This window comes from Sphingomonas spermidinifaciens (assembly GCF_002351485.1).
Taxonomy (GTDB): domain Bacteria; phylum Pseudomonadota; class Alphaproteobacteria; order Sphingomonadales; family Sphingomonadaceae; genus Sphingomonas; species Sphingomonas spermidinifaciens.
Genome location: NZ_NWMW01000001.1, coordinates 344,978 through 371,329, shown reverse-complemented (window position 1 = coordinate 371,329; position 26,352 = coordinate 344,978). Strand labels below are relative to the sequence as shown.

At 66.9% G+C, this 26,352-nt stretch carries 23 protein-coding genes; 18 read left to right on the top strand and 5 right to left on the bottom strand.

Going from position 1 to position 26,352, the window contains the following annotated elements; all coding sequences use genetic code 11:
* Positions 1-192 precede the first annotated feature (192 nt).
* From dnaE to COC42_RS01760, 3 genes are all read left to right on the top strand, one after another.
* The gene (dnaE, locus tag COC42_RS01770) at positions 193-3,756 is read left to right on the top strand and encodes a DNA polymerase III subunit alpha (protein ID WP_096341573.1); all 3,564 of its coding nucleotides are present in this window, start codon (positions 193-195) and stop codon (positions 3,754-3,756) included.
* A 109-nt stretch (positions 3,757-3,865) separates the two neighbouring features.
* Positions 3,866-4,234: a hypothetical protein gene (locus COC42_RS01765; RefSeq protein ID WP_096341572.1), complete on the top strand. Its 369-nt coding sequence runs from the start codon at positions 3,866-3,868 to the stop codon at positions 4,232-4,234.
* Positions 4,235-4,255: 21 nt separating this feature from the next.
* The gene (locus tag COC42_RS01760; RefSeq protein ID WP_176484530.1) at positions 4,256-5,851 is read left to right on the top strand and encodes a long-chain fatty acid--CoA ligase; all 1,596 of its coding nucleotides are present in this window, start codon (positions 4,256-4,258) and stop codon (positions 5,849-5,851) included.
* Here the strand turns inward: COC42_RS01760 and COC42_RS01755 are convergent.
* Both COC42_RS01755 and COC42_RS01750 read right to left on the bottom strand, forming a co-directional pair.
* Positions 5,838-6,668, bottom strand: coding sequence for an endonuclease/exonuclease/phosphatase family protein (locus COC42_RS01755; RefSeq protein WP_096341570.1), 831 nt, complete (start codon positions 6,666-6,668; stop codon positions 5,838-5,840). The genes COC42_RS01760 and COC42_RS01755 overlap by 14 nt on opposite strands.
* Before the next feature lie 26 nt (positions 6,669-6,694).
* Positions 6,695-7,765 (bottom strand): PA0069 family radical SAM protein, encoded by a 1,071-nt coding sequence (locus tag COC42_RS01750; protein WP_096341569.1) that lies wholly within the window; start codon positions 7,763-7,765, stop codon positions 6,695-6,697.
* Between the two features lie 98 nt (positions 7,766-7,863).
* On the opposite strand from COC42_RS01750, the gene COC42_RS01745 reads away from it, so the two are divergent.
* From COC42_RS01745 to COC42_RS01720, 6 genes are all read left to right on the top strand, one after another.
* Positions 7,864-8,352 carry a YbjN domain-containing protein gene (locus COC42_RS01745; RefSeq protein ID WP_176484529.1) on the top strand — a complete coding sequence of 163 codons (489 nt, stop codon included), beginning with the start codon at positions 7,864-7,866 and terminating at the stop codon, positions 8,350-8,352.
* A 98-nt stretch (positions 8,353-8,450) separates the two neighbouring features.
* Entirely contained in the window at positions 8,451-10,064 is a 1,614-nt protein-coding gene (locus COC42_RS01740; RefSeq protein ID WP_096341567.1) for a phosphoenolpyruvate carboxykinase, read from the top strand.
* Positions 10,065-10,158: 94 nt separating this feature from the next.
* Complete coding sequence (locus COC42_RS01735; RefSeq protein ID WP_096343019.1) at positions 10,159-11,034, top strand: NAD(P)-dependent oxidoreductase; 876 nt, start codon at positions 10,159-10,161, stop codon at positions 11,032-11,034.
* Positions 11,035-11,048: 14 nt separating this feature from the next.
* Positions 11,049-11,459 (top strand): protocatechuate 4,5-dioxygenase subunit alpha, encoded by a 411-nt coding sequence (gene ligA, locus COC42_RS01730; RefSeq protein WP_096341566.1) that lies wholly within the window; start codon positions 11,049-11,051, stop codon positions 11,457-11,459.
* A gap of 1 nt (position 11,460) precedes the next feature.
* Positions 11,461-12,357: a class III extradiol dioxygenase subunit beta gene (locus COC42_RS01725; RefSeq protein ID WP_096341565.1), complete on the top strand. Its 897-nt coding sequence runs from the start codon at positions 11,461-11,463 to the stop codon at positions 12,355-12,357.
* 73 nt (positions 12,358-12,430) lie between these two features.
* Positions 12,431-13,372: a Gfo/Idh/MocA family oxidoreductase gene (locus COC42_RS01720; RefSeq protein WP_096341564.1), complete on the top strand. Its 942-nt coding sequence runs from the start codon at positions 12,431-12,433 to the stop codon at positions 13,370-13,372.
* A gap of 48 nt (positions 13,373-13,420) precedes the next feature.
* Here COC42_RS01720 and COC42_RS01715 read toward each other — a convergent pair whose 3' ends face one another.
* Complete coding sequence (locus COC42_RS01715; protein ID WP_096341563.1) at positions 13,421-13,966, bottom strand: hypothetical protein; 546 nt, start codon at positions 13,964-13,966, stop codon at positions 13,421-13,423.
* A gap of 224 nt (positions 13,967-14,190) precedes the next feature.
* On the opposite strand from COC42_RS01715, the gene COC42_RS01710 reads away from it, so the two are divergent.
* The 3 genes from COC42_RS01710 to COC42_RS01700 all read left to right on the top strand — a co-directional run bounded on the left by COC42_RS01710 (position 14,191) and on the right by COC42_RS01700 (position 17,947).
* Positions 14,191-17,085 (top strand): TonB-dependent receptor domain-containing protein, encoded by a 2,895-nt coding sequence (locus tag COC42_RS01710; RefSeq protein ID WP_096341562.1) that lies wholly within the window; start codon positions 14,191-14,193, stop codon positions 17,083-17,085.
* A gap of 110 nt (positions 17,086-17,195) precedes the next feature.
* Entirely contained in the window at positions 17,196-17,453 is a 258-nt protein-coding gene (locus COC42_RS01705; protein WP_096341561.1) for a hypothetical protein, read from the top strand.
* 122 nt (positions 17,454-17,575) lie between these two features.
* On the top strand, positions 17,576-17,947 hold the full coding sequence (locus COC42_RS01700; protein ID WP_096341560.1) for a tRNA-binding protein: 372 nt from the start codon (positions 17,576-17,578) through the stop codon (positions 17,945-17,947).
* A gap of 3 nt (positions 17,948-17,950) precedes the next feature.
* On the opposite strand, the gene ubiG is transcribed toward COC42_RS01700, so the two are convergent.
* Complete coding sequence (ubiG, locus tag COC42_RS01695) at positions 17,951-18,676, bottom strand: bifunctional 2-polyprenyl-6-hydroxyphenol methylase/3-demethylubiquinol 3-O-methyltransferase UbiG (protein ID WP_096341559.1); 726 nt, start codon at positions 18,674-18,676, stop codon at positions 17,951-17,953.
* 52 nt (positions 18,677-18,728) lie between these two features.
* Between ubiG and COC42_RS01690 the strand changes: the two genes are divergently transcribed.
* Complete coding sequence (locus COC42_RS01690; RefSeq protein ID WP_096341558.1) at positions 18,729-19,988, top strand: aspartate kinase; 1,260 nt, start codon at positions 18,729-18,731, stop codon at positions 19,986-19,988.
* Between the two features lie 118 nt (positions 19,989-20,106).
* Here the strand turns inward: COC42_RS01690 and COC42_RS01685 are convergent, their stop codons facing one another.
* On the bottom strand, positions 20,107-20,712 hold the full coding sequence (locus tag COC42_RS01685; protein ID WP_096341557.1) for a DedA family protein: 606 nt from the start codon (positions 20,710-20,712) through the stop codon (positions 20,107-20,109).
* Between the two features lie 87 nt (positions 20,713-20,799).
* Between COC42_RS01685 and coxB the strand changes: the two genes are divergently transcribed.
* From coxB to COC42_RS01660, 5 genes are read left to right on the top strand one after another with little or no spacing between them, the layout of a single operon-like run.
* Positions 20,800-21,765 carry a cytochrome c oxidase subunit II gene (coxB, locus tag COC42_RS01680; protein ID WP_096341556.1) on the top strand — a complete coding sequence of 322 codons (966 nt, stop codon included), beginning with the start codon at positions 20,800-20,802 and terminating at the stop codon, positions 21,763-21,765.
* On the top strand, positions 21,762-24,287 hold the full coding sequence (ctaD, locus tag COC42_RS01675; protein WP_096341555.1) for a cytochrome c oxidase subunit I: 2,526 nt from the start codon (positions 21,762-21,764) through the stop codon (positions 24,285-24,287). The genes coxB and ctaD overlap by 4 nt, the downstream gene beginning before the upstream one ends.
* Positions 24,284-24,664, top strand: coding sequence for a hypothetical protein (locus tag COC42_RS01670; RefSeq protein ID WP_096341554.1), 381 nt, complete (start codon positions 24,284-24,286; stop codon positions 24,662-24,664). Before ctaD ends, COC42_RS01670 begins: the two co-directional genes overlap by 4 nt.
* On the top strand, positions 24,661-25,254 hold the full coding sequence (locus COC42_RS01665; protein WP_096341553.1) for a cytochrome c oxidase assembly protein: 594 nt from the start codon (positions 24,661-24,663) through the stop codon (positions 25,252-25,254). Before COC42_RS01670 ends, COC42_RS01665 begins: the two co-directional genes overlap by 4 nt.
* Positions 25,251-26,288 (top strand): c-type cytochrome, encoded by a 1,038-nt coding sequence (locus COC42_RS01660; protein WP_096341552.1) that lies wholly within the window; start codon positions 25,251-25,253, stop codon positions 26,286-26,288. The genes COC42_RS01665 and COC42_RS01660 overlap by 4 nt, the downstream gene beginning before the upstream one ends.
* The last annotated feature ends 64 nt before the right edge of the window (positions 26,289-26,352 follow it).

Genomic DNA, 26,352 nt, shown 5'->3' with positions numbered 1-26,352 from the left:
ACCGGGAAGGGCGGTGGGGTCCCTTACCAACCTGTCACCCAGACTTGATCTGGGGGTCCCCTTCTAGGTTCGGCCGGGCAAAGCAGCGGGATCTCGGATCAGGTTCGGGATGGGGTAAATCGTGGGGCGTTTGCTGTGGATAACCCGCTCGTCTGCCTTTCCCCTCGGCCCTGCAACGCCTAGCCTCATCCCATGCCGCACGCCGAATACGTCCCGCTTCGCGTCTTCTCCTGCTATACGATGCTCGATGGCGCGATTGAGCCGAAGGCGATCGCCAAGCAGGCACGCAAGCTGGGCTTCCCCGCGGTCGCGCTGACCGACCGCAACGGGCTCTATGCGGCGATGGCCTTTTCCGACGCGTGCAAGGCGGAGGGGGTGCAGCCGATCATTGGCACGATGCTGTCGGTTGCTCGCCCCGGCACCGCGGACGGGCGCGCGCCGACGCTCGACTGGCTGGCGCTCTATGCACAGGACGAGCGCGGCTACGACAATCTTTGTGCGCTGGTGTCGGAGGCGCATCTCGGCCGCCCGGTCGAACTCGACGCGCACGTGCCCATCGAGGCGCTGGAGGGGCGCACCGACGGCCTGCTCTGCCTGACCGCGGGCGGCGAGGGCGGGCTCACGCGCCTGCTGGCGGAGGAGCAGGCGGGCGAAGCGGCGGCCTATCTCGACCGGCTCCAGCATCTGTTCCCCGACCGCCTCTACATCGAACTCGCCCGCCGCGGCGATGCGGTCGAGACGGCGGCAGAGGCGGCGCTGATCGACCTCGCCTATGCCAACGACCTGCCGCTCGTCGCCACCAACCCAAGCTGCTTCGCCGAGGCCGATTTCCACGACGCGCACGACGCCATGCTGTGCATCGCGCATTCGAGCTATGTCATGTCGGAGGACCGCAAGCGCTCCTCGCCCGAGGCGTGGATCAAGCCCGCGCCTGTCATGAAGGCCGACTTCGCCGACCTGCCGGAGGCGATCGCCAACACCCTCGTCGTCGCCCAGCGCTGCGCCGTCGCCGCGCCCAAGCGCAAGCCGATCCTGCCCAGCCTCGCCGGCGATCGCGAGGGCGAGGCACGCATGCTGCGCGAAACCGCGCGCGAGGGCCTCAAGGCGCGTCTCCGCCGCATCGCCGAGCTGGAGGGGCGCGAACTCGCCCCCGGCTGGGACCGCCCGCACCATGGCGACGTGTCGCCCGATCAGGTGGCGCCGACGCCCGAAGAACTGGCGAATGCCGAGGACTGGACCGCGATCTACTGGACGCGGCTCGACTATGAGCTCGACATCATCATCAAGATGGGGTTCCCGGGCTATTTCCTGATCGTCGCCGACTTCATCAAATGGGCCAAGGACCACGACATCCCGGTGGGGCCGGGGCGCGGTTCGGGCGCGGGCTCGGCTGTCGCCTGGGCGCTGACCATCACCGATCTCGATCCGATCCGGCTGGGCCTCCTCTTCGAGCGCTTCCTCAATCCCGAGCGCGTGTCGATGCCCGACTTCGACATCGACTTTTGCGAAACCCGGCGCGGCGAAGTGATCCGCTACGTTCAGGCCAAATACGGCCACGACACGGTGGCGCAGATCATCACCTTCGGAAAGCTGAAGGCGCGCGCGGTGCTGAAGGACACCGGCCGTGTGCTCCAGATGAGCTATGGCCAGGTCGACCGCCTCGCCAAGCTCGTCCCCAACCACCCGACCGATCCCTGGACGCTGGACCGCGCGATCAACGGCGTCAGCGAGCTCCACCAGATGTACGAGCGCGAGGACGACGTTCGCCGCCTGCTCGACCTCGCCATGAAGCTGGAGGGGCTGCCGCGCCACTCCTCGACGCACGCGGCGGGCGTGGTGATCGGCGACCGGCCGCTGGCGCAGCTCGTGCCGCTCTATCGCGACCCGAGATCGGACATGCCGGTCACCCAGTTCGACATGAAATATGTCGAGGGCGCGGGCCTCGTGAAGTTCGACTTTCTCGGCCTCAAGACGCTGAGCGTCCTGCGCAAGGCGGTCGATCTGCTCGCCAAGCGCGGCATCTCGATCGACCTCGACGGTCTCGCCTGGGACGACGAGGAAACCTACGCCCTTCTCCAGCGCGGCGACACGGTCGGCGTGTTTCAGCTGGAATCGGAGGGGATGCGTCGCACGCTGTCCGCCGTCCGCCCGTCGAACTTCGGCGACATCATCGCGCTCGTCTCGCTCTATCGGCCGGGTCCGATGGACAACATCCCGAGCTTTGGCGCGCGCAAGAACGGGCGCGAGGCGGTGACGTACCCGCATCCGCTGCTCGAAGGCATCCTGTCCGAGACCTACGGCATCTTCGTCTATCAGGAACAGGTGATGCAGGCGGCGCAGATCCTGGCGGGCTACTCGCTCGGCGGCGCCGACCTGCTCCGCCGCGCGATGGGCAAGAAGGTGAAGGCCGAGATGGACGCGCAGCGCGCGATCTTTGTCGCCGGCTGTGCCGAGCACAACGCGATCCCGGCGGCCAAGGCCAATGAGCTGTTCGACTTGATCGACAAGTTCGCGGGCTATGGCTTCAACAAGTCGCACGCCGCCGCCTATGCGCTTCTCGCCTATCAGACCGCATGGCTGAAGGCGCATTACCCGCACGAGTTTTTCGCCGCGTCGATGTGCTTCGACCTCGCGCTCACCGACAAGCTGGCGATCTTCGTCGACGACATGAAGCGGCTGAACATCCCGTGCCTGCCCGCCGACCTCAACGCTAGCGAGGCCGAGTTCGACGTGCAGCCGCACGAGGGCGGGTTCGCAGTCCGCTATGCGCTCGGCGCGCTCAAGGGCGTGGGCGAGCGGGCGATGGAGCAGGTGGTCGACGAGCGGAAGGCCAAGGGGCCGTTCAAGAGCCTCGACGACTTCGCCCGGCGCGTCGACCCGCGCCTCCTCAACAAGCGGCAGGTCGAGACGCTGGCGGCCGCGGGCGCGTTCGACGCGATGAATGACAACCGCCCCGGCGTCCACGCCGCGGCCGAGACGATCCTCGCCACCGCACAGCGTATCCATGCCGGGCGCGCGAGCGGGCAGGGCGGCCTGTTCGGCGACGGCGAGGCGAGCGAGCCGCCGATCCGCCTGCCGTCGAGCGCGAGCTGGACGCTGGCCGAGCGCATCAATGCCGAGAAGGAGGCGTTCGGCTTCTACTTCTCGGCCCATCCGCTCGATCGCTACGCCCACCTCGCCAAGGTCCATGCCGCCAGGCCGATCGCGGCGCTGGGCGAGGTTCAGGTTGCCGAGGGCGCGCGGGCGGGCGCGACGATCGCCGCGCTGGTCGAGGATGCGCGCTGGCGCACCTCCGCCCGCGGCAAGCGCTACATGATGGCGACGCTGTCGGACGCCAGCGGGCAGGTGGTCGCCACCTGTTTCGAGGACATGACCGCCGATGCGCTGGAGGAGGCGGCGCGGGCCGGCGGCTGCGGCCTGATGCAGGTCGAGCTCGACCGCCGGCCGGGCGAGGACACGGCGCGCGTCACGGTCAAGACGATCCAGCCGTTCGAGACGCTCTCCAACAATGCGCGCCTCGTCCTCACCATCTGGGTCGACGATCCCGCGGCGATCGCACCGCTCGCGGGGTTGCTGCGCGACGAGCGCGGCGGGCGCGCGCGGGTCCGCATCGTCACCCCGATCGAGGGCGGTGAGGCCGAGGTGTCGCTGGGCGAGGATTTCCTGATCGACGGCGAGCGCGTCGATGCCATCCGCGCCATCCCCGGTATTCGCGAGGCCGAGCTGATGGCGCCGAAGCTGCAGCTCGCTGGTTAGCCGCTGCGGCCGGCCGTTCCTTCTCACCGTCGGAAGGACACGGGCGTGACCCGAGGAGGCGGACGCATGGCGCGTTGGCGGCAAGGTACATAATGGGGCCGCGCTCGTGATGCTGGGCATTCTCCCGGCAGGGTGCGACGCGGTGGACGCGAACAGCGGCGCAATGGCGACACCCGATCGCGCGGCGGCGCTGTTCGCGCTGCTCGATCTGGCGAGCGAAGCCGATCCGCTGGCGGCGCTGGCCGACTCCTGTTCGAGGTGCCGGGCGTCGCAGGATTGGGGGCGACGGTTGGCGGCGCTACCGGGACAAGGGTGGCGCATCGAGGATCGGACGGGGGATTGGCGGACGATTGTCACCTATTCGGCGTCCCCCCGATCCCACCAGCGCCCTCGTCCGGATCGAGCGGCGCACGAACTGACCTTGAACCGCGGGCCTCGCTTGCGCATCATCGGCTTCGAAGATCGGGCATGGAACTGACCCGACGCATTGGAGACGATGATGCTGGGCAAGATGCAGGAGTTCGAGTTACGGGTACCGCACCTGGTCGAGCACGCCGAGCGCGAGTATCCGCACCGCGAGATCGTCACGCGCTGGTTCGATGGCAGCGAGACGCGGACCAACTGGGCGCAGATCGGCCGGGACTCGCGGCGGCTGGCGCAGGCGCTCGAGCGTGCGGGGCTGAGGCCCGGCGACCGTGTCGCGACACTGGCGATGAACCATTCGCGCCACTTGGTCGCCTGGTACGGGACGATGGGGATGGGCGGCATCCTCCACACAATCAACCCGCGGCTTTTCCCCGACCAGCTCGCATTCATCGCCAATCACGCGAACGATCGCGTGATGCTCTACGACCGGATGTTCGCGCCCGTCGTCGAAAAGATGAAGCCGCACTGGACGACGATCGAGCACTATATCTGCTTCGATCCCGCGCCCGGCGAGAAGGGGTTCGAGGACTGGATTGGCCGCGAAACCGGCGACTATGCCTGGGTCGAGGGGAGCGAGCGCGAGCCGTGCATGCTATGCTATACCAGCGGGACGACGGGTAATCCGAAGGGCGTGCTCTACTCCCACCGCTCTTCGCTGATCCACGCGATGTCGGAGGTGCAGCCCTCGGTCTTCGACCTGTCCACGCGGGCGGTCGGCATGCCGATCGTGCCGATGTTCCATGCAGTAGGCTGGGGCATTCCCTTCTCCGCGCCGATGGTGGGAATGAAGCTGGTCTTCTCCTGCGTCAACGAGCCCAGCGTCCTGTGCGAGCTGATGAACCGCGAGAAGGTGACGCATTCCGCTGGTGTGCCGACGGTCTGGTTCGCGATGTTCCAGCATATGGACGCGACCGGAGCGGCGCCCGAGCACCTCGAGCTTGTGACGATCGGCGGATCGGCGGCGCCGCGATCGATGATCGAGCGGCTGATGAAGATGGGCATCCGCGTCAACCATGCCTGGGGCATGACCGAGACCTCGCCGATCGGCACCGTGGGCGCGCGCAGCCCCGACTGGGACGAGCTGACCTTCGAGCAGCAGGTCGATCAGGTCTGTCGCCAGGGCCGCGCGCCGTTCGGCATCGACATGCGAATTGTCGACGACGCGGGCAACGTCCTGCCCCGCGACGGGGAAACGTCGGGCCGGCTGATGGTGAAGGGGCCGTGGGTCGTAGATCAATATTTCGAAGAGGCCGAGCGCTGTGTCGATGCGGATGGCTATTTCGATACCGGTGACGTCGCGATGATCCATCCCGACGGCACGATGCAGATCACCGATCGAGCCAAGGACGTCATCAAGTCGGGCGGCGAGTGGATCAGCTCGGTCGACCTCGAGAATGCCGCGGTCGGCTGTCCCGGCGTGGCAGAGGCGGCGGCGATCGGCGTCCATCATCCGCGCTGGGAGGAGCGGCCGATCCTGCTCGTCGTTCGCAAGCCCGGCGCCGACGTGACCGCCGACGCGATCCTCGCGCATCTGGCGAAGCATGTGGCAAAGTGGTGGCTGCCCGACGAGGTGCATTTCGTCGAGGAACTGCCGCATACCGCGACAGGCAAGCTCCTCAAGACGGCGATCCGCGAGCGGTTCCGGGGCTACAGCCTCAAGGCCGCTTGAAGGCGAGAGTGGCGATCACCGGGAAGTGGTCGGAGGGATAGCGCCCGCCGACTTTCTGCCGGTCGATCGTGGCGCGCTTGTTTTCGAACCCGCGGCTGAGCACCCAGTCGATCCGCCTTTCGGCCATGCCGGCGAAGCCGTGAAAGGTGCCTGCCTCGGGTCGGCCCAGCGCAGTCCAGCTGTCGGAGAGCGTGGCGGTGAGGGTGCGGTACGCGGCGCTGCCCGGCACGTCGTTGAAGTCGCCGGTCACGACCACCGGCTCATCCTCGGGCAGCGCCGCGACGAAAGCAGCGACCCTGGCAGCGGCCTTGACGCGCGCGGCGCCGTCTTCTGCCCGGTAGGGGAAATGCGTGTTGACGAGGGTGAAGCGCCGGCCGTCGGTCAGGCGCTCGAACCGCCCCCATGTGACCATCCGCGGGAAGGGGTGGCCCCAGCTGATGCTGCCCGGCAGCTCGGGCGTGTCCGAAAGCCAGAAGTCGCCCTGTTCGATCAGCTTCAGCCGGTCGCGGCGATAGAAGACGCCCATATGCTCGTCGGCGTGCCCGCCGCGCCGGTCGCGCCCGAACCAGGCGTAGCGCGGGTCGGCGGCAACGATGGCGTCGCCCTGATGCTGGAACAGCTCCTGCGTGCCGACGATATCGGCGCCGATCCGCCGCCACGTCGAGGTGAGGCGCGCGGCGCGGCTGTCCCACTTGTCCGGACCGTCGCCCTCGGCCGGATAGCGGACGTTGAAGCTCATGACGGTGAGTGGGGTAGGGCTCTGCGCCAATGACGGAACGGCGAGCAGAAGCGCGATGAGGGCGATCAGGCGGCGCATGGTTCCGCCTTGCCGGGACGGGGCGGTCAGAACAACTCCCCCTGCGCCCCGGCCGGTCGCCGAAACAGGTCGGTTCGCAGCTCGATCCGCTCGCCCTCCAGCCCGTATTTGCGGCACGCCTTGTGAAAGCGGGTGCGCAGCAAATCGGCCCACGGGCCTTGCCCCTGCATCCGCGTGAAGAAGCCGGGATCGTTGTCGCGCCCGCCGCGCAGCGACTGGACGATCGCCATCACCTTGCCCGCGCGCTCCGGATAATGGGTGTCAAGCCAGTCGCGGAACAGCGGCGCGATCTCGTGCGGCAGGCGGACGGGGATGAAGAAGGCGCGGCGCGCGCCCGCTTCCGCCGCGAGTTCGAGGATATGCTCCATCTCGTGATCGGTGATCGCGGGAATGACGGGTGAGATCGAGACGAAGGCCGGCACTCCCGCTGCCGCCAGCTCGCGTATCGCGCGCAGCCGCCGGATGGGTGCCGCCGCGCGCGGCTCGAGAGACATCGCGATCTTCGGATCGAGCGTCGTGACCGAGATCATCACCGCCGCCAGCCCCTTGGCCGCCATCGGCGCGATCAGGTCGAGGTCGCGCAGCACCCGGTCGGACTTGGTGGTGATCGTGATCGGGTGGTTCGTCTCGGCCAGCACCTCGATACAGCTGCGCGTGATGCGCCAGTCGCGTTCGATCGGCTGATAGGGATCGGTGTTGGTCCCGAATGCGATCGGGCGAGGGACGTAGCCGGGCTTGGACAACTCGGCGCGGAGCAGGGCAGCGGCATCGGGTTTGGCGAACAGCCGCGTCTCGAAATCGAGGCCGGGCGACAGGTCGTGGAACGCATGCGTCGGCCGCGCGAAGCAATAGATGCAGCCATGCTCGCAGCCGCGATAGGGGTTGATCGATCGGTCGAAGGGCACGTCGGGCGACTGGTTGCGCGCGATGATCGTGCGCGGCTGCTCGATGGTGACGGTGGTGCGCAGCGGCGGCAGTTCGCCATCGACGGCCTCGCGCGCGTCGAGCCAGTCGCCGTCCGCCTCCCTCGCGGGCAGGTTGAAGCGCGCGCTCGCGTCGTTGCGCGTGGCGCCGCGGACCGGGCGGGTGGCTGGCATGACACTGACATAGCAACTGTGCAAGAACAAATAAAGAACGAACTTGCCTCGCCGTTTCAGTCGGCTAGGTTTGGATCGGGGACAAGATGGGGGCCGACATGAAGAAGACGATCGCTTTGTTCGCGCTCGGACTGGGAACGCCGGCGGCGGCGCAGGATGTGCTGATCGACGCGACCGATCCCGCCGTGATCGCACGCGCGATGCAGGCCGAGGGCTACAAGGCCGAGCTGACCACGAACAAGCAGGGCGAGCCGGTCATCAAGAGCGGCGCCAACGGCGACAATTTCACCGTCGAGTTTTATGGTTGCAAGGGTGTCACGGGCTGCACCTCGTTCCAGTTCTTCAGCTGGTACAAGAAGGAAGCGAACTTCACCCCCACGCTCGCCAACGAATGGAATGCGAGCAAGCGCTTCATCAAGGCGGCGATCGACAAGGACGGCGACCTGTCGATTTACATGGACGTGACCGGCGTGGGGAAGATGACGCAAGCCAATTTCGCCGATGCACTCGACTGGTTCGCGGTCATGCAGGGCGAAGTGCAGAAGTTCCTGGCGGCGCGCCGAACGCAGGCAGCGAGCGGCAGCTGATCGTGCGACTCATTTGACGGCAGGACGGCGTGCGCATATGCGGAGTGGGTTCTGCATACGTATGCGGCGGCGCAGCATCCGCCCCGAAGGAGACCGACGTGACCGATCGCACCCCCCTCCACGGCCTGGACGCGCAGGGCATCACGACGCGCGCGACGCTCCACTGGAATCTCGGCACCGCGCCGTTGGTCGAGCAGGCGGTGGCGCGCGGCGAAGGTCGGCTGGCCAAGGACGGGCCGCTGGTGGTCGAGACGGGGCGCCACACCGGCCGATCGGCGCAGGACAAGTTCATGGTCCGCGATGCCGAGACCGAGACGAGCGTCTGGTGGGGCAAGTCGAACAAGCCGATGACGCCCGAGGCCTTCGCGGCGCTCAAGGCCGACTTCCTGGCTGAGGTGGGCGAGGCCGACACGCTGTTCGTCCAGGACCTCTACGGCGGCTCGCAGCCCGAGCACCGCGTCAACGTGCGCGTCATCAACACGCTCGCCTGGCACAACCTGTTCATCCGCACGATGCTGGTGCGGCCGGAGGTCGACGAGCTGGCCGGCTTCGTCCCGGACTTCACGATCATCGACCTGCCCGACTTCCGCGCCGATCCCGCGCGCCACGGCTGCCGGACCGAGACGGTGATCGCGGTCAGCATCACCGAGAAGCTGATCCTGATCGGCGGCACCAAATATGCCGGCGAGATGAAGAAGTCGGTGTTCGGCCTTTTGAACTACCTCCTCCCCGAAAAGGGCGTGATGCCGATGCATTGCTCGGCCAATATCGGCCCCGATGGCGGCACGGCGGTGTTCTTCGGCTTGTCGGGCACGGGCAAGACGACGCTGTCGGCAGATGCCAGTCGCACGCTGATCGGCGATGACGAGCATGGCTGGTCGGACACCCACGTCTTCAATTTCGAGGGCGGCTGCTATGCCAAGATGATCCGTCTGTCCGAAGAGGCGGAGCCCGAGATCTTCGCGACGACGAAGCGCTTCGGCACGGTGCTCGAGAACGTCGTGATGGACGCAGGCACGCGCGAACTCGACCTCGACGACGCCACGCTGGCCGAGAACAGCCGCGGCGCCTATCCGATCGACTTCATCCCCAATGCCAGCGCCGACAATCTCGGGCCGGTGCCGCGCAACATCGTGATGCTGACCGCCGATGCGTTCGGCGTGCTCCCGCCGATCGCGCGGCTGACGCCCGAGCAGGCGATGTACCACTTCCTGTCGGGCTATACCTCGAAGGTGGCGGGGACCGAGATCGGGGTGACCGAGCCCGAGCCCGTCTTCTCGACCTGCTTCGGTGCGCCGTTCATGCCGCGCCACCCCTCGGTCTACGGCAATCTCCTGAAGGAGCGGATCGCGCGCGGCGGGGTCGATTGCTGGTTGGTCAATACCGGCTGGACCGGCGGCAAGTACGGCGTCGGCAAGCGGATGCCGATCAGGGCGACGCGCGCGCTCCTCAACGCCGCGCTCGACGGCAGCCTGAAGGATGCGGCGTTCCGCCGCGATCCGAACTTCGGCTTCGACGTGCCCGTGGAGGTGCCGGGCGTCGATCCCGCGATCCTCGATCCGCGGTCGACCTGGGCAAACCCGGCTGAATATGACGCGGCCGCTGCGCGCCTCGTCGACCTGTTCGTCGAGAATTTCGCGCCGTTCGAGGATCATGTGGACGACGGCGTACGCCAGGCGGCACCCGCGCGCCTCGCCGAAGCAGCCGAGTAACGATCGACCCAGGATCCACGCGCTTCCGCAAATCGAATAGCCGGCAGCGGCTTTCGATTTGTTGGGGACGCAAACGACCGGCAAGGTCGGGCGCATGGTCGAGAGGATCGCCACGATCGGGTTCGGGGAAGCGGCGGGCGCGTTCGCGGGCGCTTGGGCGGTCGCCGCGTCCGCCTACGACCTCAAGCTCGACGATCCGGCCACGCGTGAGGGGATGGTCGCGCGGTTCGCCAGCCATGGCGTCGCCGCCGCTGCCGATGTGCGTACGGCTATCGACGGCGCGGATCTGATCCTCTCGCTCGTCACCGCCGGCAGCGCCATGGACGCGGCGCGTGCGGCGGCCGTTGCGATCGCGCCGGGCCAGCTCTTCTGCGACATGAACAGCGTCGCGCCCGATACCAAGCGCGCCGCGCAGGCGGCGATCGAGCGGGCAGGGGGGCGCTATGTCGATGTCGCCGTGCTCGCGCCCGTCTTTCCCAAGCGCCTCGCGGTTCCGCTGCTGCTGAGCGGTGCACATGCCGCGGACGCCGCTGCGGCGGTGCGGGAGGCTGGCTTCACCGACGTCTCGGTCCTCGATGGCCCGGTCGGCGCGGCCTCCTCGGTCAAGATGATCCGTTCGGTGATGGTCAAGGGGATCGAGGCGCTGACCGCCGAATGCGTGCTCGCCGCTGCGAGCGCCGGCGTGCTGGACGAAGTGCTCGCGTCGCTCGACGCCAGCCCGCCGCCGCGCGGATGGGCAGCGATCGCCGACTATAATCTCGACCGGATGATGCTCCACGGCCGCCGCCGCGCCGAGGAAATGCGCGAGGTGGTGAAGACGCTCGACGCGCTCGGCACCGGCAGCGTGATGACGCGCGGCACGGTCGAGCGCCAGGACGCGCTCGCCCGGCCCGGCGCACCGGTGCCGGAGGGCCTGCCCACGAAACTCGATACGCTGCTCGGCCGCGTGCGCGCCGAAGCCGCCGAATAGAAGAGGAGAGGACCGTGACTCAGCCGCGTGACATCCACGCCTATCTCGCCGAGTTCGAGGACATTCCCGGCACGCGCGTCTTCACCGCTGCCCGCGCGCGTCAGGGCTATCACATGAACCAGTTCGCGATGAGCCTGATGAAGGCCGAGAATCGCGAGCGGTTCAAGGCCGACGAGCGGGCGTATATGGACGAATGGCCGCTCACCGAGGAGCAGAAACAGGCGCTGCTCGACCGCGATTACAATCGCTGCCTCGATCTTGGCGGCAACGTCTATTTCCTGTCCAAGCTGTTCTCGACCGATGGCCTGCCCTTCGCAAAGGCGGTGGCGACGATGACCGACATGGATTTCGACCAGTACACCCAAATGATGCTCGCGGGCGGTCGCTCGCCCGAGGGTAATCGCAGCATCAAGGAGGGCCGCTGATATGGCACGAATCACCGCAGGCGTCGCCTCCAGCCATGTGCCGCTGCTCGGCGTCGCATCCGACCAGAACAAGGACGCGGACGGCTATTTCGGCCCGATCTTCGAGGGCTATGAGTGGACGCGCGAGTGGGAGAAGGCGGAGAAGCCCGACGTTGTCATCCTCGTCTACAACGACCATGCGTCGGCTTTCGACATGAAGATCATCCCGACCTTCGCGATCGGCTGCGGCGAGCGCTACAAGCCCGCCGACGAGGGCTGGGGACCGCGCCAGGTGCCTGATGTCGAGGGGCATCCCGACCTTGCCTGGCACATCGCGCAGAGCCTGATCCTCGACGAATTCGACATGACGATCATCAACGAGATGGACGTCGATCACGGCCTGACCGTCCCGCTGACGATGATGTACGGCAAGGTCGACAAATGGCCGGTCAAGGTCATCCCGCTCGCGGTCAACGTCGTTACCTATCCGCCGCCCTCGGGCAATCGATGCTGGGCGCTGGGCGAGGCGATCCGCCGCGCGGTCGAGAGCTTCGATGGCGACCTCAACGTGCAGATCTGGGGGACGGGCGGCATGAGCCACCAGCTCCAGGGCCCGCGCGCGGGGCTCATCAACAAGGAATGGGACAACCGCTTCATCGACGGGCTGATCGGCGACAGCGACCATCTGCGCCGCATCCCGCACATCGAATATCTGCGCGAGACCGGCTCGGAGGGGATCGAGATGGTCATGTGGCTGGTGATGCGCGGGGCGCTGGGGCGGAACACCCGGCTGCTTCATCGCCACTATCACGTGCCCTGCTCGAACACCGCGATCGGCCATGCGGTTCTGCGCCCCGACAATGGCGAGGGGTTCGACATGACCGGCAGCGACGCCGTCCACGCGGTGGCGGCGGAGTAGCGCTGCTCCCCTGACACCAACCCCACACACCCAAACCCTCCCGGGCAAGGAGGGGCTTTGTTTGGAGCCTCCCATGAAAATCGCACTCGCCGGCGCCGGTGCCTTTGGCGAAAAGCACCTCGATGCCCTCCGCCAGATCGACGATGTCGAGGTCATCTCGATCGTCGGCCGCAATCTTGAGCCGACGCAGGCCGTCGCGGCGAAGTATGGCATTGGCCACGCCTGCACCGACCTGGCCGAGGCGCTCGAGCAGCCCGGCCTCGATGCCGTCATCCTCGCCACCCCGACGCAGATGCACGCGGCCCAGGCGATCCAGTGCATGGAAGCGGGGAAGCATGTCGAGGTCGAGATACCGCTCGCCGACAGCTGGGCCGATGCCGAGGCGGTGATGGCCAAGCAGGTTGAAACTGGCCTCGTCTGCATGGTCGGTCACACGAGGCGCTTCAATCCGTCGCATCAATATGTGCACCAGCGGATCAGGGCGGGCGAGTTCGCCGTCCAGCAGATGGACGTCCAGACCTATTTCTTTCGCCGTCGCAACATCAATGCCAAGGGAGAGCCGCGGTCGTGGACCGACCACCTCCTCTGGCACCACGCCGCGCACACGGTCGACCTGTTCGCCTATCAGGCGGGGCCGATCGTCGCCGCGCACGCGATGCAGGGGCCTATCCATCCCGAACTCGGCATCGCGATGGACATGTCGATCCAGTTGAAGGCGGAGAGCGGCGCGATCTGCACCTTGTCCTTGAGCTTCAACAACGACGGCCCGCTCGGCACCTTCTTCCGCTACATCGGCGACACCGCGACCTATATTGCGCGCTACGACGACCTCGTGACGGGCAAGGAAGAGCCGATCGACGTCAGCGGCGTTTCGGTGTCCACCAACGGCATCGAGCTTCAGGACCGCGAGTTCGTCGCCGCGATCCGCGAGGGACGCGAGCCCAACGCCAGCGTCGCGCAGGTGCTGCCATGCTACCAGGTGCTGGGCGACCTGGAGCGGCAGCTGGCTACGTGATGGGGAAATGGCGCCCGTTCACGCGCACGTAAACGGGCCATCGCCACCTTAGCGGACGCGCTTCACCTTAACCCCGCGGCCGGCACCGGTCACGCGGGCGTTGTAGCTGCCGAGGATCCCGGCTTCGATCTTGATCGCCTGATCCTTTCGCGGGGCGAAGTTCACGCGGCCCTCGGTCGTCTGCCACTGTGACCCGTCGGCAAGGGTCAGGATATACAGCCCGCCGCCGATCGGCGTGACGCGCGCCAGGGTCGATTCGATTTCCTTGACCTCGGGCTCGCCGCGCCCGTCCGCCTCGTCGCCATCCCCGAACAGGCCGAGCTTGGGCAGCTGGAAACCGAATACCTTGCGTTTGGCGCGCCGCATTCCCTCCCGGTCGAGGATGACCACCTGCCCGGCGTCGCGCGCTGACAGCAATGCCGACGATGCTTTGTCCAGGCAGGCCAGGCGCGGCGCGTCGGCAGCGATGGTGGCGCATCGCGCAAGGTCGCTCGCCAGGTCGTCAGCGCGCGCCTGCATCGAGCGATCCTGGGCGTGCGCGGTCGCCATCGGTGCGGTTGCCATGGTGATGCCCAAAATCAACGCCCGCTTCATGTCGCCCCCTCGTGCTCAAGCTCTGCAAGTCGCCATAGCCGAACGCGTGGCGTGACAGAACTGTGACTATAATGACACCCTTCTGTTCGAAACCGCACTGCACCATGAAATGTCGTTGCTCGCGGAACGATGCTGGCCTTAGATTTTAAGCATGTCGGTTTCAGGGACCGGCAGTACGCGCCGTGTCGGACCACGGTGCGACTTGAAAAGGGAACGCGCAACTCATGAAGAAGCTGACTCGCCAGAGGCTCCTCGCCTCGACGCTGCTCATCGGCTCGACCTTCGCCGCCGCGCCTGCCTTCGCGCAGGCCGTGGCCCCGACAACCGAGTCTGTCGAAACCTCGCAGGAATCGCCGACGGCCGGCGGCCAGTCGGAAGACATCGTCGTCACCGGCACGCTGGTCCGTAACCCCAACCTGATCGCGTCGAACCCCGTGGGTGTCGTCACCGCAGAGGAACTCGACCTGCAGCAGGTCAATGTCGCCGAAGAGTTCCTGCGCGAGTTGCCTGGTGCCGTCCCCAGCATCGGTTCGGCCGTCAACAACGGCAACGGCGGTGCTTCGTTCGTCAACCTTCGCGGCTTGGGCACCAACCGTAACATCGTGCTGCTCGACGGCACGCGCCTTGTGCCGGCCGGCCTGGGCGGCGTGGTAGACCTTAACAACATTCCGGTCGCGCTGATCGAGCGGACGGACATCCTGACCGGCGGCGCCGTGACCACCTATGGTGCGGACGCGATCGCGGGCGTGGTGAACTTCATCACCAAGAAGGACTTCGCCGGCATCGACCTGAACCTGTCGAACCAGATCACCGAGCGCGGCGATGGCCACACCATCCGTGCCGACCTGACCGTGGGCGCGAACTTCGCCGACGGCCGTGGCAACGCGGTGTTCAGCGTGGGCTATCAGCAGGCCGACCCCGTCTATCAGGGTGATCGCGATTTCTCGGTGAGCAACATCTCGTCGAGCACCGGTCGCCCCAGTGGTTCGGCGACTGCGGTTCCGACGGTGTTCAACGGCGTTCCCGGTCTTGGCCTAGTGCAGCTCAATCCTGCCGGCAACGCGCTGGTTCCCTATTACGCGCCGTTCAACTTCAATCCGCAGAACATCTTCCAGACGCCGTTCGAGCGTTACAACCTGTTCGGCCAGGCGAACTACGAAGTCGCGCCCGGCATCGAAATTTATAACCAGGGCATGTTCTCGAAGAACCGGGTGTCGACGATCATCGCGTCGTCGGGCACGTTCGGCAACGGGCTGGAAATCCCGTACAGCAACCCGTATCTGCCCGCCAACGTTCGGTCGCAGTTCTGCACCGCCGGCGGCCTGACCGCCGCCCAGTGCGATGCCGCCGCGGCAGCGACCGATCCAAGCGATCCGGCGTTCGACACGTTCAACTACGCGACCTTCCGCCGCTTTGTCGAAGCCGGCCCGCGTCTGAGCGAGTACACCACGACGATGTTCCAGTATAAAGCTGGCGTTCGTGGTGATATCACCAGCAACATCGGCTTCGACATCTTCGGCACCTATGGCGAGAGCGAGAATGTCCAGCGCCAGAGCGGCAATGGTCTCTTGTCGCGTCTGCAGCAGGCGGCGTTCGCCAGCAGCACCGACGCCTGCTTGAATGCCACCGACTCGGATTGCGTTCCGATCAACCTGTTCGGTCCCGCCGGCAGCATCACGGCCGACATGCTGAACTATGTGACCGGGCCGACCACCAGCAGCACCACGCAGACCACGCTCGGCACGGTTCGCGCGCTCATCAATGGCGACGTCGGCTTCGCGCTGCCCTGGGCATCCGAGCGGATCGGTTTCGCGATTGGTGGCGAATATCGCGACTATACCGCAGCCAGCGTGTCGGATCTAGCGACGCAGACGCCGGGCGAGGTCCTGGGCAACGGTGCGGCAGCGCCGGATGTCTTCGGCAGCTACAACGTCAAGGAAGCGTTCGGCGAGCTCGTCATTCCGATCGCCGCGCAGCAGCCGTTCTTCGAATCGCTCACGATCGAGCTGGGCGCCCGGTACTCGGACTACTCGCTGTCGGGCAGCAACTGGACGTGGAAGGCCGGCGGCAGCTGGGAGCCGTTCCGCGGCCTACGTATCCGCGGCAACTACAACAAGGCGACGCGGGCGCCGAACATCGGCGAGCTGTTCTCGCCGGCGGTTACCGGCCTCGACAACCTTGAGGTCGATCCGTGTTCGGGCAACAAGCCGGTCGGCGATGCGCGTCTGACCGCTATCTGTACGGCACAGGGCGGCGGTGCATTCATCGGCAGCATTATCGATCCGGTGGCCGCCCAGGTGAATGTCACGACTGGCGGCAACCTTGATCTGGACGTCGAGAAGGCGGAAACTTGGACGATCGGCGGTGTCTTCCAGCCCAACTTCGTGCCGGGGCTGGCTATCACGGTCGATTACTACAACATCGTCGTGACCGACGCGATCACCACGCCGACCATCGACGACGTGCTTGACGCCTGCTTTGTCAGCGGTTCGGCGACCGACGTTGCTTGTACCTCAATCCGTCGTGACCCGGCCACGGGCGCCCTGTCGGGTCCGGTTGCCACCACCTTTGGTCTGCCGCTGGTTCTTTCGAACCTTGGCCGCATCGAAACCTCGGGTATCGACTTCACGTTCAACTACCGTCGCGACCTCGGTTTCGCCGGCCTGAACCTGGTGATGAACGGCAACTGGACCGAAAAGTCGGTGTTCCAGGCGACCCCGACCAGCTTCGCTCGCGATTGCACCGGCTACTACAGCGTCAACTGCGCCTCGATCCAGCCGGAGTGGACGCTGAACTCGCGTGCGACGCTGACAGTTGATGATGTCGATGTCTCTCTGCAGTGGCGTTATATCGATGGCGTCGAGGTGGAGCCTGATGTTGGCACCTATCTGCCTGAGTTCTCGTCGATCGGTGCGAAGAGCTACTTCGACCTGACGACGCGCTTCCAGGCGACCGACGAGATGACGTTCACGTTCGGTGTGCAGAACCTGCTCGATCAGCAGCCGCCCGTAGTCGGCTCGACGATCGGCTCAACCGCCTACAACAGCGGCAATACCTATCCTTCGACCTATGACGCACTGGGCCGGCGCTTCGTCGCCGCGACCCGCCTGCGTTTCTGATCGGAAACACCGCTAGTCTTCGGGGCCCCGGAAATCATTTTCCGGGGCCTTGTTGCATCTGACGGACAAGGACGGCACTCTGCGATCGAAATGATCTCCGGGAGATTGTGATGAAAATTCTGCTATCCGGGCTGGCGGTGCTTTCGCTAGCGGCGACCTTGGCGCCTGCATCGGCGGGCCAGAGGGAAGAGGGCAAGCATGCCGCCGCGGCGGACAAGCGGGTCTGCAAGTCGTCGGCGCGCACAGGGTCGCTCGTCCGGCGCACGCGCGTGTGCCTGACCAAGCGGGAATGGGCCGAAACTGAAGAGCGTTCGCAGTCGGTCGGCCGGTCGATGCAGGATCAACTGTTCATCCCGCCGTCCAGCTGACGCCTGATGATGGCGGTGGCCCGCGCGATCGTCCATCACGGTCAATTTTTTGACCTGTAAGGCTCGTCTTCGACTGGCTCAGGCGGCGTGCGCGGAGCCGCAGGATACACGAGGAGCAGGCGATGCACGCGACCCACGACCCCGCCGCGCCGCCTGCGCCGACGATCGGCTTCGATGATTTTCTCGAGGTCGATATCCGCGTCGGCACGATCGTCGCGGCCGAGCCGTTCCCGGAGGCGCGCAAGCCGGCCTACAAGCTGACGATCGATTTCGGTCCGACGATCGGGCGAAAGCGGTCTTCCGCGCAGATCACCGAGCATTATACGATCGAAGCGCTCGTAGGTCGTCAGGTCGCCGCGGTCGTTAACTTTCCTCCGCGCCAGATCGGGCCGATGATGTCGGAGGTGCTGACGCTCGGCTTCCCCGACGCCGACGGCCGCGTGGTCCTGGTGGCGCCATCGGAGCCGGTGCCCGATGGCGGGCGGCTGTTCTGAACCTCAGGCGGCGCGGGCAGTCAGCAGATAGTTGAGGCGGCGATCCTCGCCGAGCGTGAAGCCGCGGGCGGGAAAGAAGGCGAGTCCGGTCACGTCGGTGACGATCAGGCCCGCCGCCTCGACATGCGCGGTGAGTTCTTCGGGCGTCAGAAACTTGTCCCAATCGTGTGTGCCGCGCGGGATGAGCCCCATCGCTTCGGCCGCGCCGACCAGCGCCAGCTTCGACATCGGCGTGCGATTGGGCGTCGACATGACGAGCAGCCCGCCCGGTGCCAGCGCGGCGGCGAGACCGCTGACGAAGCCCGTCGGGTCGGTCACGTGCTCGACCACCTCCATCGCGGTGACGAGGTCGAAGCGCTCGCCGTCCAGTGTCTCCAGCTCACCCGCCAGATAGCGGATGTCGAGACCGGTACTTTTGGCATGCGCGGCGGCGGCGGCGGCGTTCTCGGGCGCGGCGTCGATGCCCGTCGCCTTCGCACCGAGCCTTGCCAGCGGCTCCGTCAGCAGCCCTGCGCCGCAACCGACGTCGAGCGCGGTCTTGCCCGCGAGGGGCGTGAAGGCGGCACCGTCGCCATCCCAATGACGGTCGATCGCCTCCCGCACGTAGCGCAGGCGCACCGGGTTCAGCCGATGAAGCATCGCCGAACTGCCGCGCGGGTCCCACCACTCGGCGGCCATCCGCCCGAAATGCGCCGCCTCGGCCGGGTCGATCGTCGTTGCCTTTGCCATGCGCTCCCCCTATCAGCGCCCCCCAGCGGACCCAAGGGGGGATTAGGGCACCATGGCGCGCATCGTGATGAAGTTCGGCGGCACCTCGATGGCTGGCATCGAGCGCATCCGGACCGTCGCGAAACTGGTCAAGCGCGAGTGGGAGGCGGGCAACCAGGTCGCGGTCGTCGTTTCGGCCATGGCGGGGGACACCGACCGGCTGGTCGGCTTCTGCCGCGAGGCCTCCTCGCTCTACGACCCGCGCGAATATGACGTGGTAGTTTCCTCGGGCGAGCAGGTGACGAGTGGCTTGCTGGCGATCGCGCTGCAGGCGGCGGGCGTGCCCGCGCGCAGCTGGCTCGGCTGGCAGCTGCCGATCAAGACGAGCGACGTCCATGCCTCGGCGCGGATTGAAGATATCGACACCAGGGCGCTCGACGAGAGCCTGGCGAACGGCGACGTCGCGGTGATCCCCGGCTTTCAGGGCGCGACCGAAGCGGGCCGCGTGACGACGCTCGGCCGCGGTGGATCGGATACGTCGGCAGTGGCGATGGCGGCGGCGATGAAGGCCGACCGCTGCGACATCTATACCGATGTCGACGGCGTATACACGACCGATCCGCGCATCGTGCCGCGCGCACGCAAGCTTCAGAAGGTAACGTACGAGGAAATGCTCGAGCTGGCGAGCGTCGGGGCCAAGGTGCTCCAGACGCGCTCGGTCGGGCTTGCCATGAAAGAAGGGGTGCGCGTGCAGGTGCTCTCCTCCTTCGTGGGAGAGGACGGTGTGGTGCGCCCCGGCACGCTGATCGTGGGCGAGGAGGAGATCGACGACATGGAACGCCAGCTCATCACCGGCATTGCGCACGACAAGAACGAGGCGAAGGTGACGCTCGTGGAGGTGCCCGACCGACCCGGCGCGGTGGCGGCGATCTTCGGCCCGCTCGCCTCGGGCGGCATCAACGTCGACATGATCGTTCAGAACATCGCCCACGCCACCGGCTCGACCGATGTGACGTTCACGGTGCCGAAGGCCGACCTCGCGCGCGCGATCGATCTGCTCGAAAAGGCGCGGGCAGTGATCGGCTATACCAAGCTCATCCACGACACGCGGATCGCCAAAATCACCGTCGTCGGCGTCGGCATGCGCAGCCATGCGGGTGTCGCGGCCACGATGTTCAACACGCTCGGTGCGCGCGGCATCAACATCCTCGCGATCACGACGAGCGAGATCAAGGTGAGCGTGCTGATCGAGGAGGACTATACCGAGCTAGCGGTGCGCGTCCTGCATACGGCGTACGGGCTGGACGCGGCTGAGGAGCCGGAGGCGGCCTGATCAAGACCGCTCGCGTCGAGCGAAGCCGAGACACATCGCCTAGCGCAGCGAGGCTAACGAGGCGTGCCTCGCTTCGCTCGGTCATGCCCTAGACTTTGCTCGGGACGAACCGGGGGTTCTATGCCGCTTCCCCACGCCGGAAGGTGGCAACGCGGTACACATAGTAGAGCGCAATCGCGGCCATGATCGCGGTGCTGGCCGGGCCCATGTAGCGCTCGACGCTGTCGAACTTCGAGCCGAGCACCCAGCCTGCCATCCCCAGCGCGCTCGTCCACGCGCCGGCGCCAAGCGTCGTCAGCAGGATGAAGGGCACCGGCTTCATTCCGAACAGTCCCGCGGGGATCGAGATCAGCGTGCGAATGCCGGGGACGAGGTGGCCGGCGGGCACTGCCCAGCGGCTGTGGCGGTCGAACCAGTTATCGATCCGGTCGATCTCGCGCGGGTGGAGCGTGATCCAGCGGCCGTGACGATCAGCCCAGCGCTTCAGCCGCTCCTCGCCCAGCCAGCGCGCGACGACATACCAGAACAGCGCGCCGAGCACCGTGCCCGCCGTGCCCGCAGCGAGGACACCGATGATACTCAGCTCGCCGCGGCTGGCGGTGAAGCCTGCCATCGGCATGATGACCTCCGATGGCAGCGGCGGGAAAAGGTTTTCGAGGAACATCAGCAGCATGATGCCGAGATAGCCGGTACCCTCGATGAGATCGGTGATCCAGTCCGTCATGCCAACTCCGCAAAAGCGCCGAGAGATGGGAACCAGCGAGCCGCTGAAGGTTTCCCTCATGGGGCGACGAAGGGGGACGACAAGCGAATGCGGCAAGCGGCGGTGAGTGTCGGTCTGCTGGCGTTCCTGTCCGGCTGCAACCGCCACCAGTCCGCGCTCGCGACCTTCGGGGCTGAGGCCGAGGGTATTCGGACCATCACGATCGCGCTGGTCGTCGGCGCAGTCTTCATCATCGCGATCATGGTCGGCATCTATTGGCGTGCCGTCCGCGCGCCTGAGGGGCAGCTGACGCACAAGCAGGGCATGCGCCTTGTCCTCTGGCTCGGCGGTATCGGGCCGACGATCCTCCTGACCGTCATCCTGATCTTCGCGCTGCCCGCGATGCGACCGCGGGTGACCGCACCGGGCGATCTCACCATCCATGTCGAGGGCGAGCAGTTCTGGTGGCGCGTCGGGTACGAGCGGCCGGGCGGCGGCGTGCTCGTGGCGGCCAACGAAGTGCGCGTGCCCGTCGGGCGGACCGTCGCGTTCGAGCTGACCGGGCGCGACGTGATCCACAGCTTCTGGATCCCGGGGCTGGCCGGCAAGATGGACATGATCCCCGGCCGCACCAACAGCCTGGTCGCGCGCGCCGACAAGCCGGGACGCTATCGGGGGGTCTGCACCGAGTTCTGCGGGTTGAGCCACGCGCTGATGGCGTTCGACGTGATCGCGATGGAGCCCGCGGCATTCTACGCCTGGCTTGCCGATCAGTCGCGACCCGCCGCCGGAGCCCGGCAGGGGCAGGGCGCGCAGCTGTTCGCCGCCAATGGCTGCGGCGGGTGTCATGCGATACGCGGGACCGAGCATGACGCGCGCATCGGCCCCGACCTCAGCCGCTATGGCGATCGCCTGACCCTGGGTGCCGGCATCCTGCCGCCGACGATCGAGCGCACCGCCGACTTCATCCGCGCGCCGCAGGACGCCAAGCCCGGCGTGCGCATGCCCGCCTATCCGCAGCTTTCGCACCAAGAGGCCCGTGCCATCGCCGTCTATCTCAAGGGCCTGAAATGAGCCTCCACGCGCAGGACGATCCCGAACTTCGCGCCGCACAGGAGGCGCGGCTGCGCGAGGTGTGGAAGCCGCCGCAGGGCCTGTTCCTGCGCTGGACCGACACCAACAACGACCGGGTGGGGGTGTGGTACACGCTGACGGCGTTCGGCTTCATGCTGTTCGCGGGCGTGCTCGCGCTGATCATGCGCACGCAGCTGGCGGTGCCCGACAACGATCTGGTCAGCGCCAACAGCTTCAACCAGCTGTTCACGCTGCACGGCTCGATGATGATGTTCCTCTTCGCCGTGCCGATGTTCGAGGCGGTGTCGATCCTGATCCTGCCGCAGCTGCTCGGCGCGCGCGACCTGCCGTTCCCGCGGCTGTCGGCGTTCGGATACTGGTCGTTCCTGCTGGGCGGCGTGTTCGTCGCCGGATCGATCTTCTTCAACGAGGCGCCCGACGGCGGCTGGTTCATGTACCCGCCGCTCACGACGCGCACCGACCTGTCCGGGCTGGGTGCCGACATCTGGATGCTAGGGCTCTCCTTTATCGAGGTGTCGTCGGTCGCCGCCGCGGTCGAGCTCATCGTCGGCGTGCTCAAGTGCCGGCCGCCGGGGATGCGGCTCAATCTGATGCCGCTCTATGCCTGGTACATCCTGGTCGTCGCGGTGATGATCCTGTTCGCCTTCCCGCCCCTGATCGCGGGCGATCTGCTGTTCGAGATGGAGCGGCTGCTGAACTGGCCGTTCTTCGACTCATCGCGCGGTGGCGATCCGCTGCTCTGGCAGCACCTGTTCTGGATCTTCGGGCATCCGGAGGTCTACATCATCTTCCTTCCTTCGATTGCGCTGTTTGCGATGCTGGTGCCGACCTTCGCGCGGCGGCATCTGCTCGGCTATCCGTGGATCGTGCTGGCGGCGGTGGGGACGGCGTTCCTGAGCTTCGGTCTATGGGTCCACCACATGTTCACGACGGGGCTGCCCAAAATCAGCCTCGCCTTCTTCTCCGCCGCGTCGGAGGCGGTGGTGATCCCGACCGGGGTGCAGATCTTCGTGTTCATTGCGACATTGTGGGCTGGTCGTGTGACCTGGTCCACGCCGCTCCTCTATGCGACGGGCAGCCTCGCCATCTTCGTCATCGGTGGCCTCACCGGCGTGATGGTCGCGGTCGCGCCGTTCGACTGGCAGGCGCACGACACCTATTTCGTCGTCGCGCACCTGCATTACGTGCTGATCGGTGGCACGCTGATGCCGTTGTTCGCGGGCCTTTACTATTACTGGCCGCTCATCACGGGGAAGAAGCTGTCGGACCGGCTCGGGCGGATCGCCTTCTGGATGCTGTTCGCGGGCGCCAACATCACCTTCTTTCCCATGCACTTCTCGGGGCTTGAGGGGATGCCGCGGCGGGTTTTCACCTATCCCGCCGAGCTCGGGATCGGTGGCCTCAACCTCGTCTCGACGCTGGGGGCCTATCTGTTCGCCGCTGGAGTGGCGGTCGTCTGTCTCGACCTCGCGCTCTCTCCGCGGCGCAGGCCCGGCGCGCGCAATCCCTGGGGAGCGGGGACGCTCGAATGGCTGGAGGACCCGGCCGACGACGCGCATTGGGGCGTGCGGTGCGTGCCGCTGATCTCTTCGCGCTATCCGATCTGGGACCAGAAGGACTTCGTGAAGAAAGTCGATGAAGGCCGCTTCTTCCTGCCCGATGCCGAGGAGGGGCGGCGCGAGACGATCATCACCACCGTGCTCGACGCGCGGCCCCTGTCGGTGGTCCGCCTCGGCACGCCGAGCTTCAAGCCGATGCTGACCGCGGTCGCGCTCGGCGGTGTCTTCATCCTCACGACCTTCCACCTCTACTGGGCGGCGCTCGTCTGTGCCTTTGCGACACTGTTCATGGTGCTGTGGTGGCTGTGGACGGGGACCGCCGAAATCCCAGAGAAGGAATGCAAGCCGATCGGGCACGGGATGAAGCTGCCGCTCTATATCTCGGGCGCGGCGGCGCCGGGGTGGTGGGCGATGTTCATTACGATGATGGCCGATGCGACGGCGTTCTCGGGCCTCGTTTTCGGCTATTACTTCTTCTGGACGCGCCATGCCGATTTCCCGCCCGAGGGTATGGACGCGGCGCCCGGCGCCTTCTGGCCGATGGTGGCGCTGGCGGTCGCGCTGGTGAGCTGGGCGCTGACGGTCGCGGCGCGGCAGCTCAACGCCGCGGGCGCGGTCGGGGTGGCGCGCGCGGCGCTGGCGGCCGGGGCGGCGTTCAGCGCTTACGGCGTCTATGCGGGGCTGGCCGGGCCGTGGCTGTCGGGCATGGACCCGGAGGCGCACGTCTATCCGGCGATCGTCTGGACGCTCGCCGTCTGGACCGCGGCGCATTCGGGCGTGGCGGTCATCATGCAGGGTTATGCGCTGGCGCGCAGCATCGCAGGGCGGATGACGCCCAAATACGACGCCGATGTGCGCAACATCACCGTCTACATGCACTTCTTCGCGCTGACCGCACTCGTCACCTACGCGACGATCGGTCTGTTTCCGGGGGTGTCGTGAAGCGCGGGCTGCCCGGCTGGGCGCAGCGGCTGCGCGTCACCTTGTGGACGCTGATCGTCCCGCCGGCGACATGGGCGGTGCATTTCCTGTTCGCGTATCTGTGGGCGGCGATCAACTGCGCCAAGGTCGGCCGGTTTGCGACGTTCCCGACTCTGTTCGTCGCGGGGACGGTGGCGGCGCTCCTCGTCATCCTCGCGTCGGGGTGGATCGCGTGGCAGCAATCGCGAGTGCCCGGCGACCCGGCACCGCACGAAGAGTCGACCGACATCGATCGGCTGCGGTTCCTCGCCAAGTCGACGCTGCTGCTCTCGGGCCTCAGCTTCGTCGCGGTGATCTTCACCGCGTTGCCGGTGGTGTTCATCGGGGATTGCCGGTGAGGCGCGGGCTGCTCGGGCTGGGCGCCGCGGCGCTGCCGTTCGGCTGGTGGCTGGCAGCTGGCGACTTCGGCATGACGGGGCACATGGCGGGGCACATGCTGGCGGTCGCCGTCGCAGCTCCGCTGATCGCTGCGGGACTGTCGGGCACGCGGGCCGATCCGGCGCGGCGCTGGCCCCGGCTCCTCACGCCGATGGGGGCGATGCTCGCCGAGCTCGTGATCGTGTGGAGCTGGCATCTGCCCGCCGCGCGCGAATGGGCGGCGGCGTCGCGAGGAGCGATGGTGGCCGAACAGGCGATGTATCTGGTTGCGGGCTTCGCGCTCTGGAGCGCCGCCTTCGCCGCGGCCAACCGGGCCAGCGGGATCGGCGCGCTGCTGCTCACCTCGATGCATATGACGCTGCTCGGCGCGCTGATCGGCCTCGCGCCGCGGCCGCTTTACGAAGGGATGGCGATGCATCACGGCCTCGATCCACTGGCCGATCAGCAACTGGGCGGCGTGGTGATGCTGATGATCGGCGCGGCAAGCTATCTGGCAGGCGGCCTCGCGTTGCTCGCCAAGCTCCTGATGGGGCGGGAGGCGTCGGCATGACGATCCGCATCACGTGGAAGCGGGTGCTGCTTGCGCTGCTGGCGATCTTCGCGGCGGGGATGGCATTCGCCTGGTCGGGGCTGTTCCAGGTCGCGGCGTCGTCGGGGCACTGGAAGGTGACCGAGTGGTTCCTCCACTGGGTGATGCGCAACTCGGTCAAGACGTACAGCGCGCTGCAGACGCCGGAGGTGGTGCGCGACGATCGCGGCCTCGTCAGCGCGGCGGGGCATTTCAAGCAGGCCTGTGCCAGCTGTCACGGTGCGCCCGGGCAGCGGCCGAACCCTGTCATGCAGAAGGCGACGCCGCCGGCGCCGGATCTGACGGTCAACGCGCGGCAATGGACCGACCGGCAGCTGTTCTGGATCCTCGAGCATGGCGTCAAATATTCGGGGATGCCCGCCTGGGGTGCCGAGAAGCGGCCCGACGAAGTGCGTCGAATGGTCGCCTTCGTCCGCCGATTGCCGACGATGACGACGGCACAGTATCGCGCGCTGACCGAGACGACGACGGTGCCGCCCGTCACTGGGCTGCGGCCGGGGCTGATCGAGAGCTGTGCGGGATGCCACGGTGTGGATGGTCGTGGACGCGGGCCGGACGTGCCGGTGCTCGCCGGGCAGAAGGTGGCGTATCTGGAAGGCGCATTGCGGCGCTATGCCGCGGGGCACCGGGCGAGCGCGGTGATGCGCGTGGCCGCCGCCGCGCTCTCGCCGATGGAAATGCGGGTGCTCGCACGACATTATGCGGCGATGCCGGGCCTGCGCGACGTGGCGCTGCCCGCGACGCACCCGATCCTGACCGAAGGGCGGCGCGATGACCAGCTCCCGGCGTGCGCCAGCTGCCATGCGCCTAACAAGGCTTATCCGCTGATCGCCGGGCAGAAGGCGACCTATGTCGCGGATCGCCTGACCCATTGGCGCGGGGACGAGAAGATCGTCGATGCGCGTAAGCCGTCTGCGACGATGCCGGTCATCGCAAGGCGGATTCCGGAGGAGCAGATCGAGCCGCTGGCGCGCGCGTTGGCGGGGGCGGAGTAACGGTCATCCCAGCAATGGCTGGGATCGTCTCCTACAAACAGAGCCCCTGCGGCGAGCGATCTTA

Bases quoted from the DNA above. Each gene is read 5' to 3' on its own strand.
- COC42_RS01725 (WP_096341565.1), top strand. From the start codon at position 11,461: ATGGCACGAATCACCGCAGGCGTCGCCTCCAGCCATGTGCCGCTGCTC.
- dnaE (WP_096341573.1), top strand. From the start codon at position 193: ATGCCGCACGCCGAATACGTCCCGCTTCGCGTCTTCTCCTGCTATACG.
- COC42_RS01715 (WP_096341563.1), bottom strand. From the start codon at position 13,966: ATGAAGCGGGCGTTGATTTTGGGCATCACCATGGCAACCGCACCGATG.
- COC42_RS01705 (WP_096341561.1), top strand. From the start codon at position 17,196: ATGAAAATTCTGCTATCCGGGCTGGCGGTGCTTTCGCTAGCGGCGACC.
- COC42_RS01720 (WP_096341564.1), top strand. From the start codon at position 12,431: ATGAAAATCGCACTCGCCGGCGCCGGTGCCTTTGGCGAAAAGCACCTC.
- coxB (WP_096341556.1), top strand. From the start codon at position 20,800: ATGCGGCAAGCGGCGGTGAGTGTCGGTCTGCTGGCGTTCCTGTCCGGC.
- COC42_RS01690 (WP_096341558.1), top strand. From the start codon at position 18,729: ATGGCGCGCATCGTGATGAAGTTCGGCGGCACCTCGATGGCTGGCATC.
- ubiG (WP_096341559.1), bottom strand. From the start codon at position 18,676: ATGGCAAAGGCAACGACGATCGACCCGGCCGAGGCGGCGCATTTCGGG.
- COC42_RS01745 (WP_176484529.1), top strand. From the start codon at position 7,864: ATGAAGAAGACGATCGCTTTGTTCGCGCTCGGACTGGGAACGCCGGCG.
- COC42_RS01750 (WP_096341569.1), bottom strand. From the start codon at position 7,765: ATGCCAGCCACCCGCCCGGTCCGCGGCGCCACGCGCAACGACGCGAGC.
- COC42_RS01765 (WP_096341572.1), top strand. From the start codon at position 3,866: ATGCTGGGCATTCTCCCGGCAGGGTGCGACGCGGTGGACGCGAACAGC.
- COC42_RS01700 (WP_096341560.1), top strand. From the start codon at position 17,576: ATGCACGCGACCCACGACCCCGCCGCGCCGCCTGCGCCGACGATCGGC.
- ctaD (WP_096341555.1), top strand. From the start codon at position 21,762: ATGAGCCTCCACGCGCAGGACGATCCCGAACTTCGCGCCGCACAGGAG.
- COC42_RS01755 (WP_096341570.1), bottom strand. From the start codon at position 6,668: ATGCGCCGCCTGATCGCCCTCATCGCGCTTCTGCTCGCCGTTCCGTCA.
- COC42_RS01660 (WP_096341552.1), top strand. From the start codon at position 25,251: ATGACGATCCGCATCACGTGGAAGCGGGTGCTGCTTGCGCTGCTGGCG.
- COC42_RS01735 (WP_096343019.1), top strand. From the start codon at position 10,159: ATGGTCGAGAGGATCGCCACGATCGGGTTCGGGGAAGCGGCGGGCGCG.
- COC42_RS01685 (WP_096341557.1), bottom strand. From the start codon at position 20,712: ATGACGGACTGGATCACCGATCTCATCGAGGGTACCGGCTATCTCGGC.
- COC42_RS01760 (WP_176484530.1), top strand. From the start codon at position 4,256: ATGCTGGGCAAGATGCAGGAGTTCGAGTTACGGGTACCGCACCTGGTC.
- COC42_RS01710 (WP_096341562.1), top strand. From the start codon at position 14,191: ATGAAGAAGCTGACTCGCCAGAGGCTCCTCGCCTCGACGCTGCTCATC.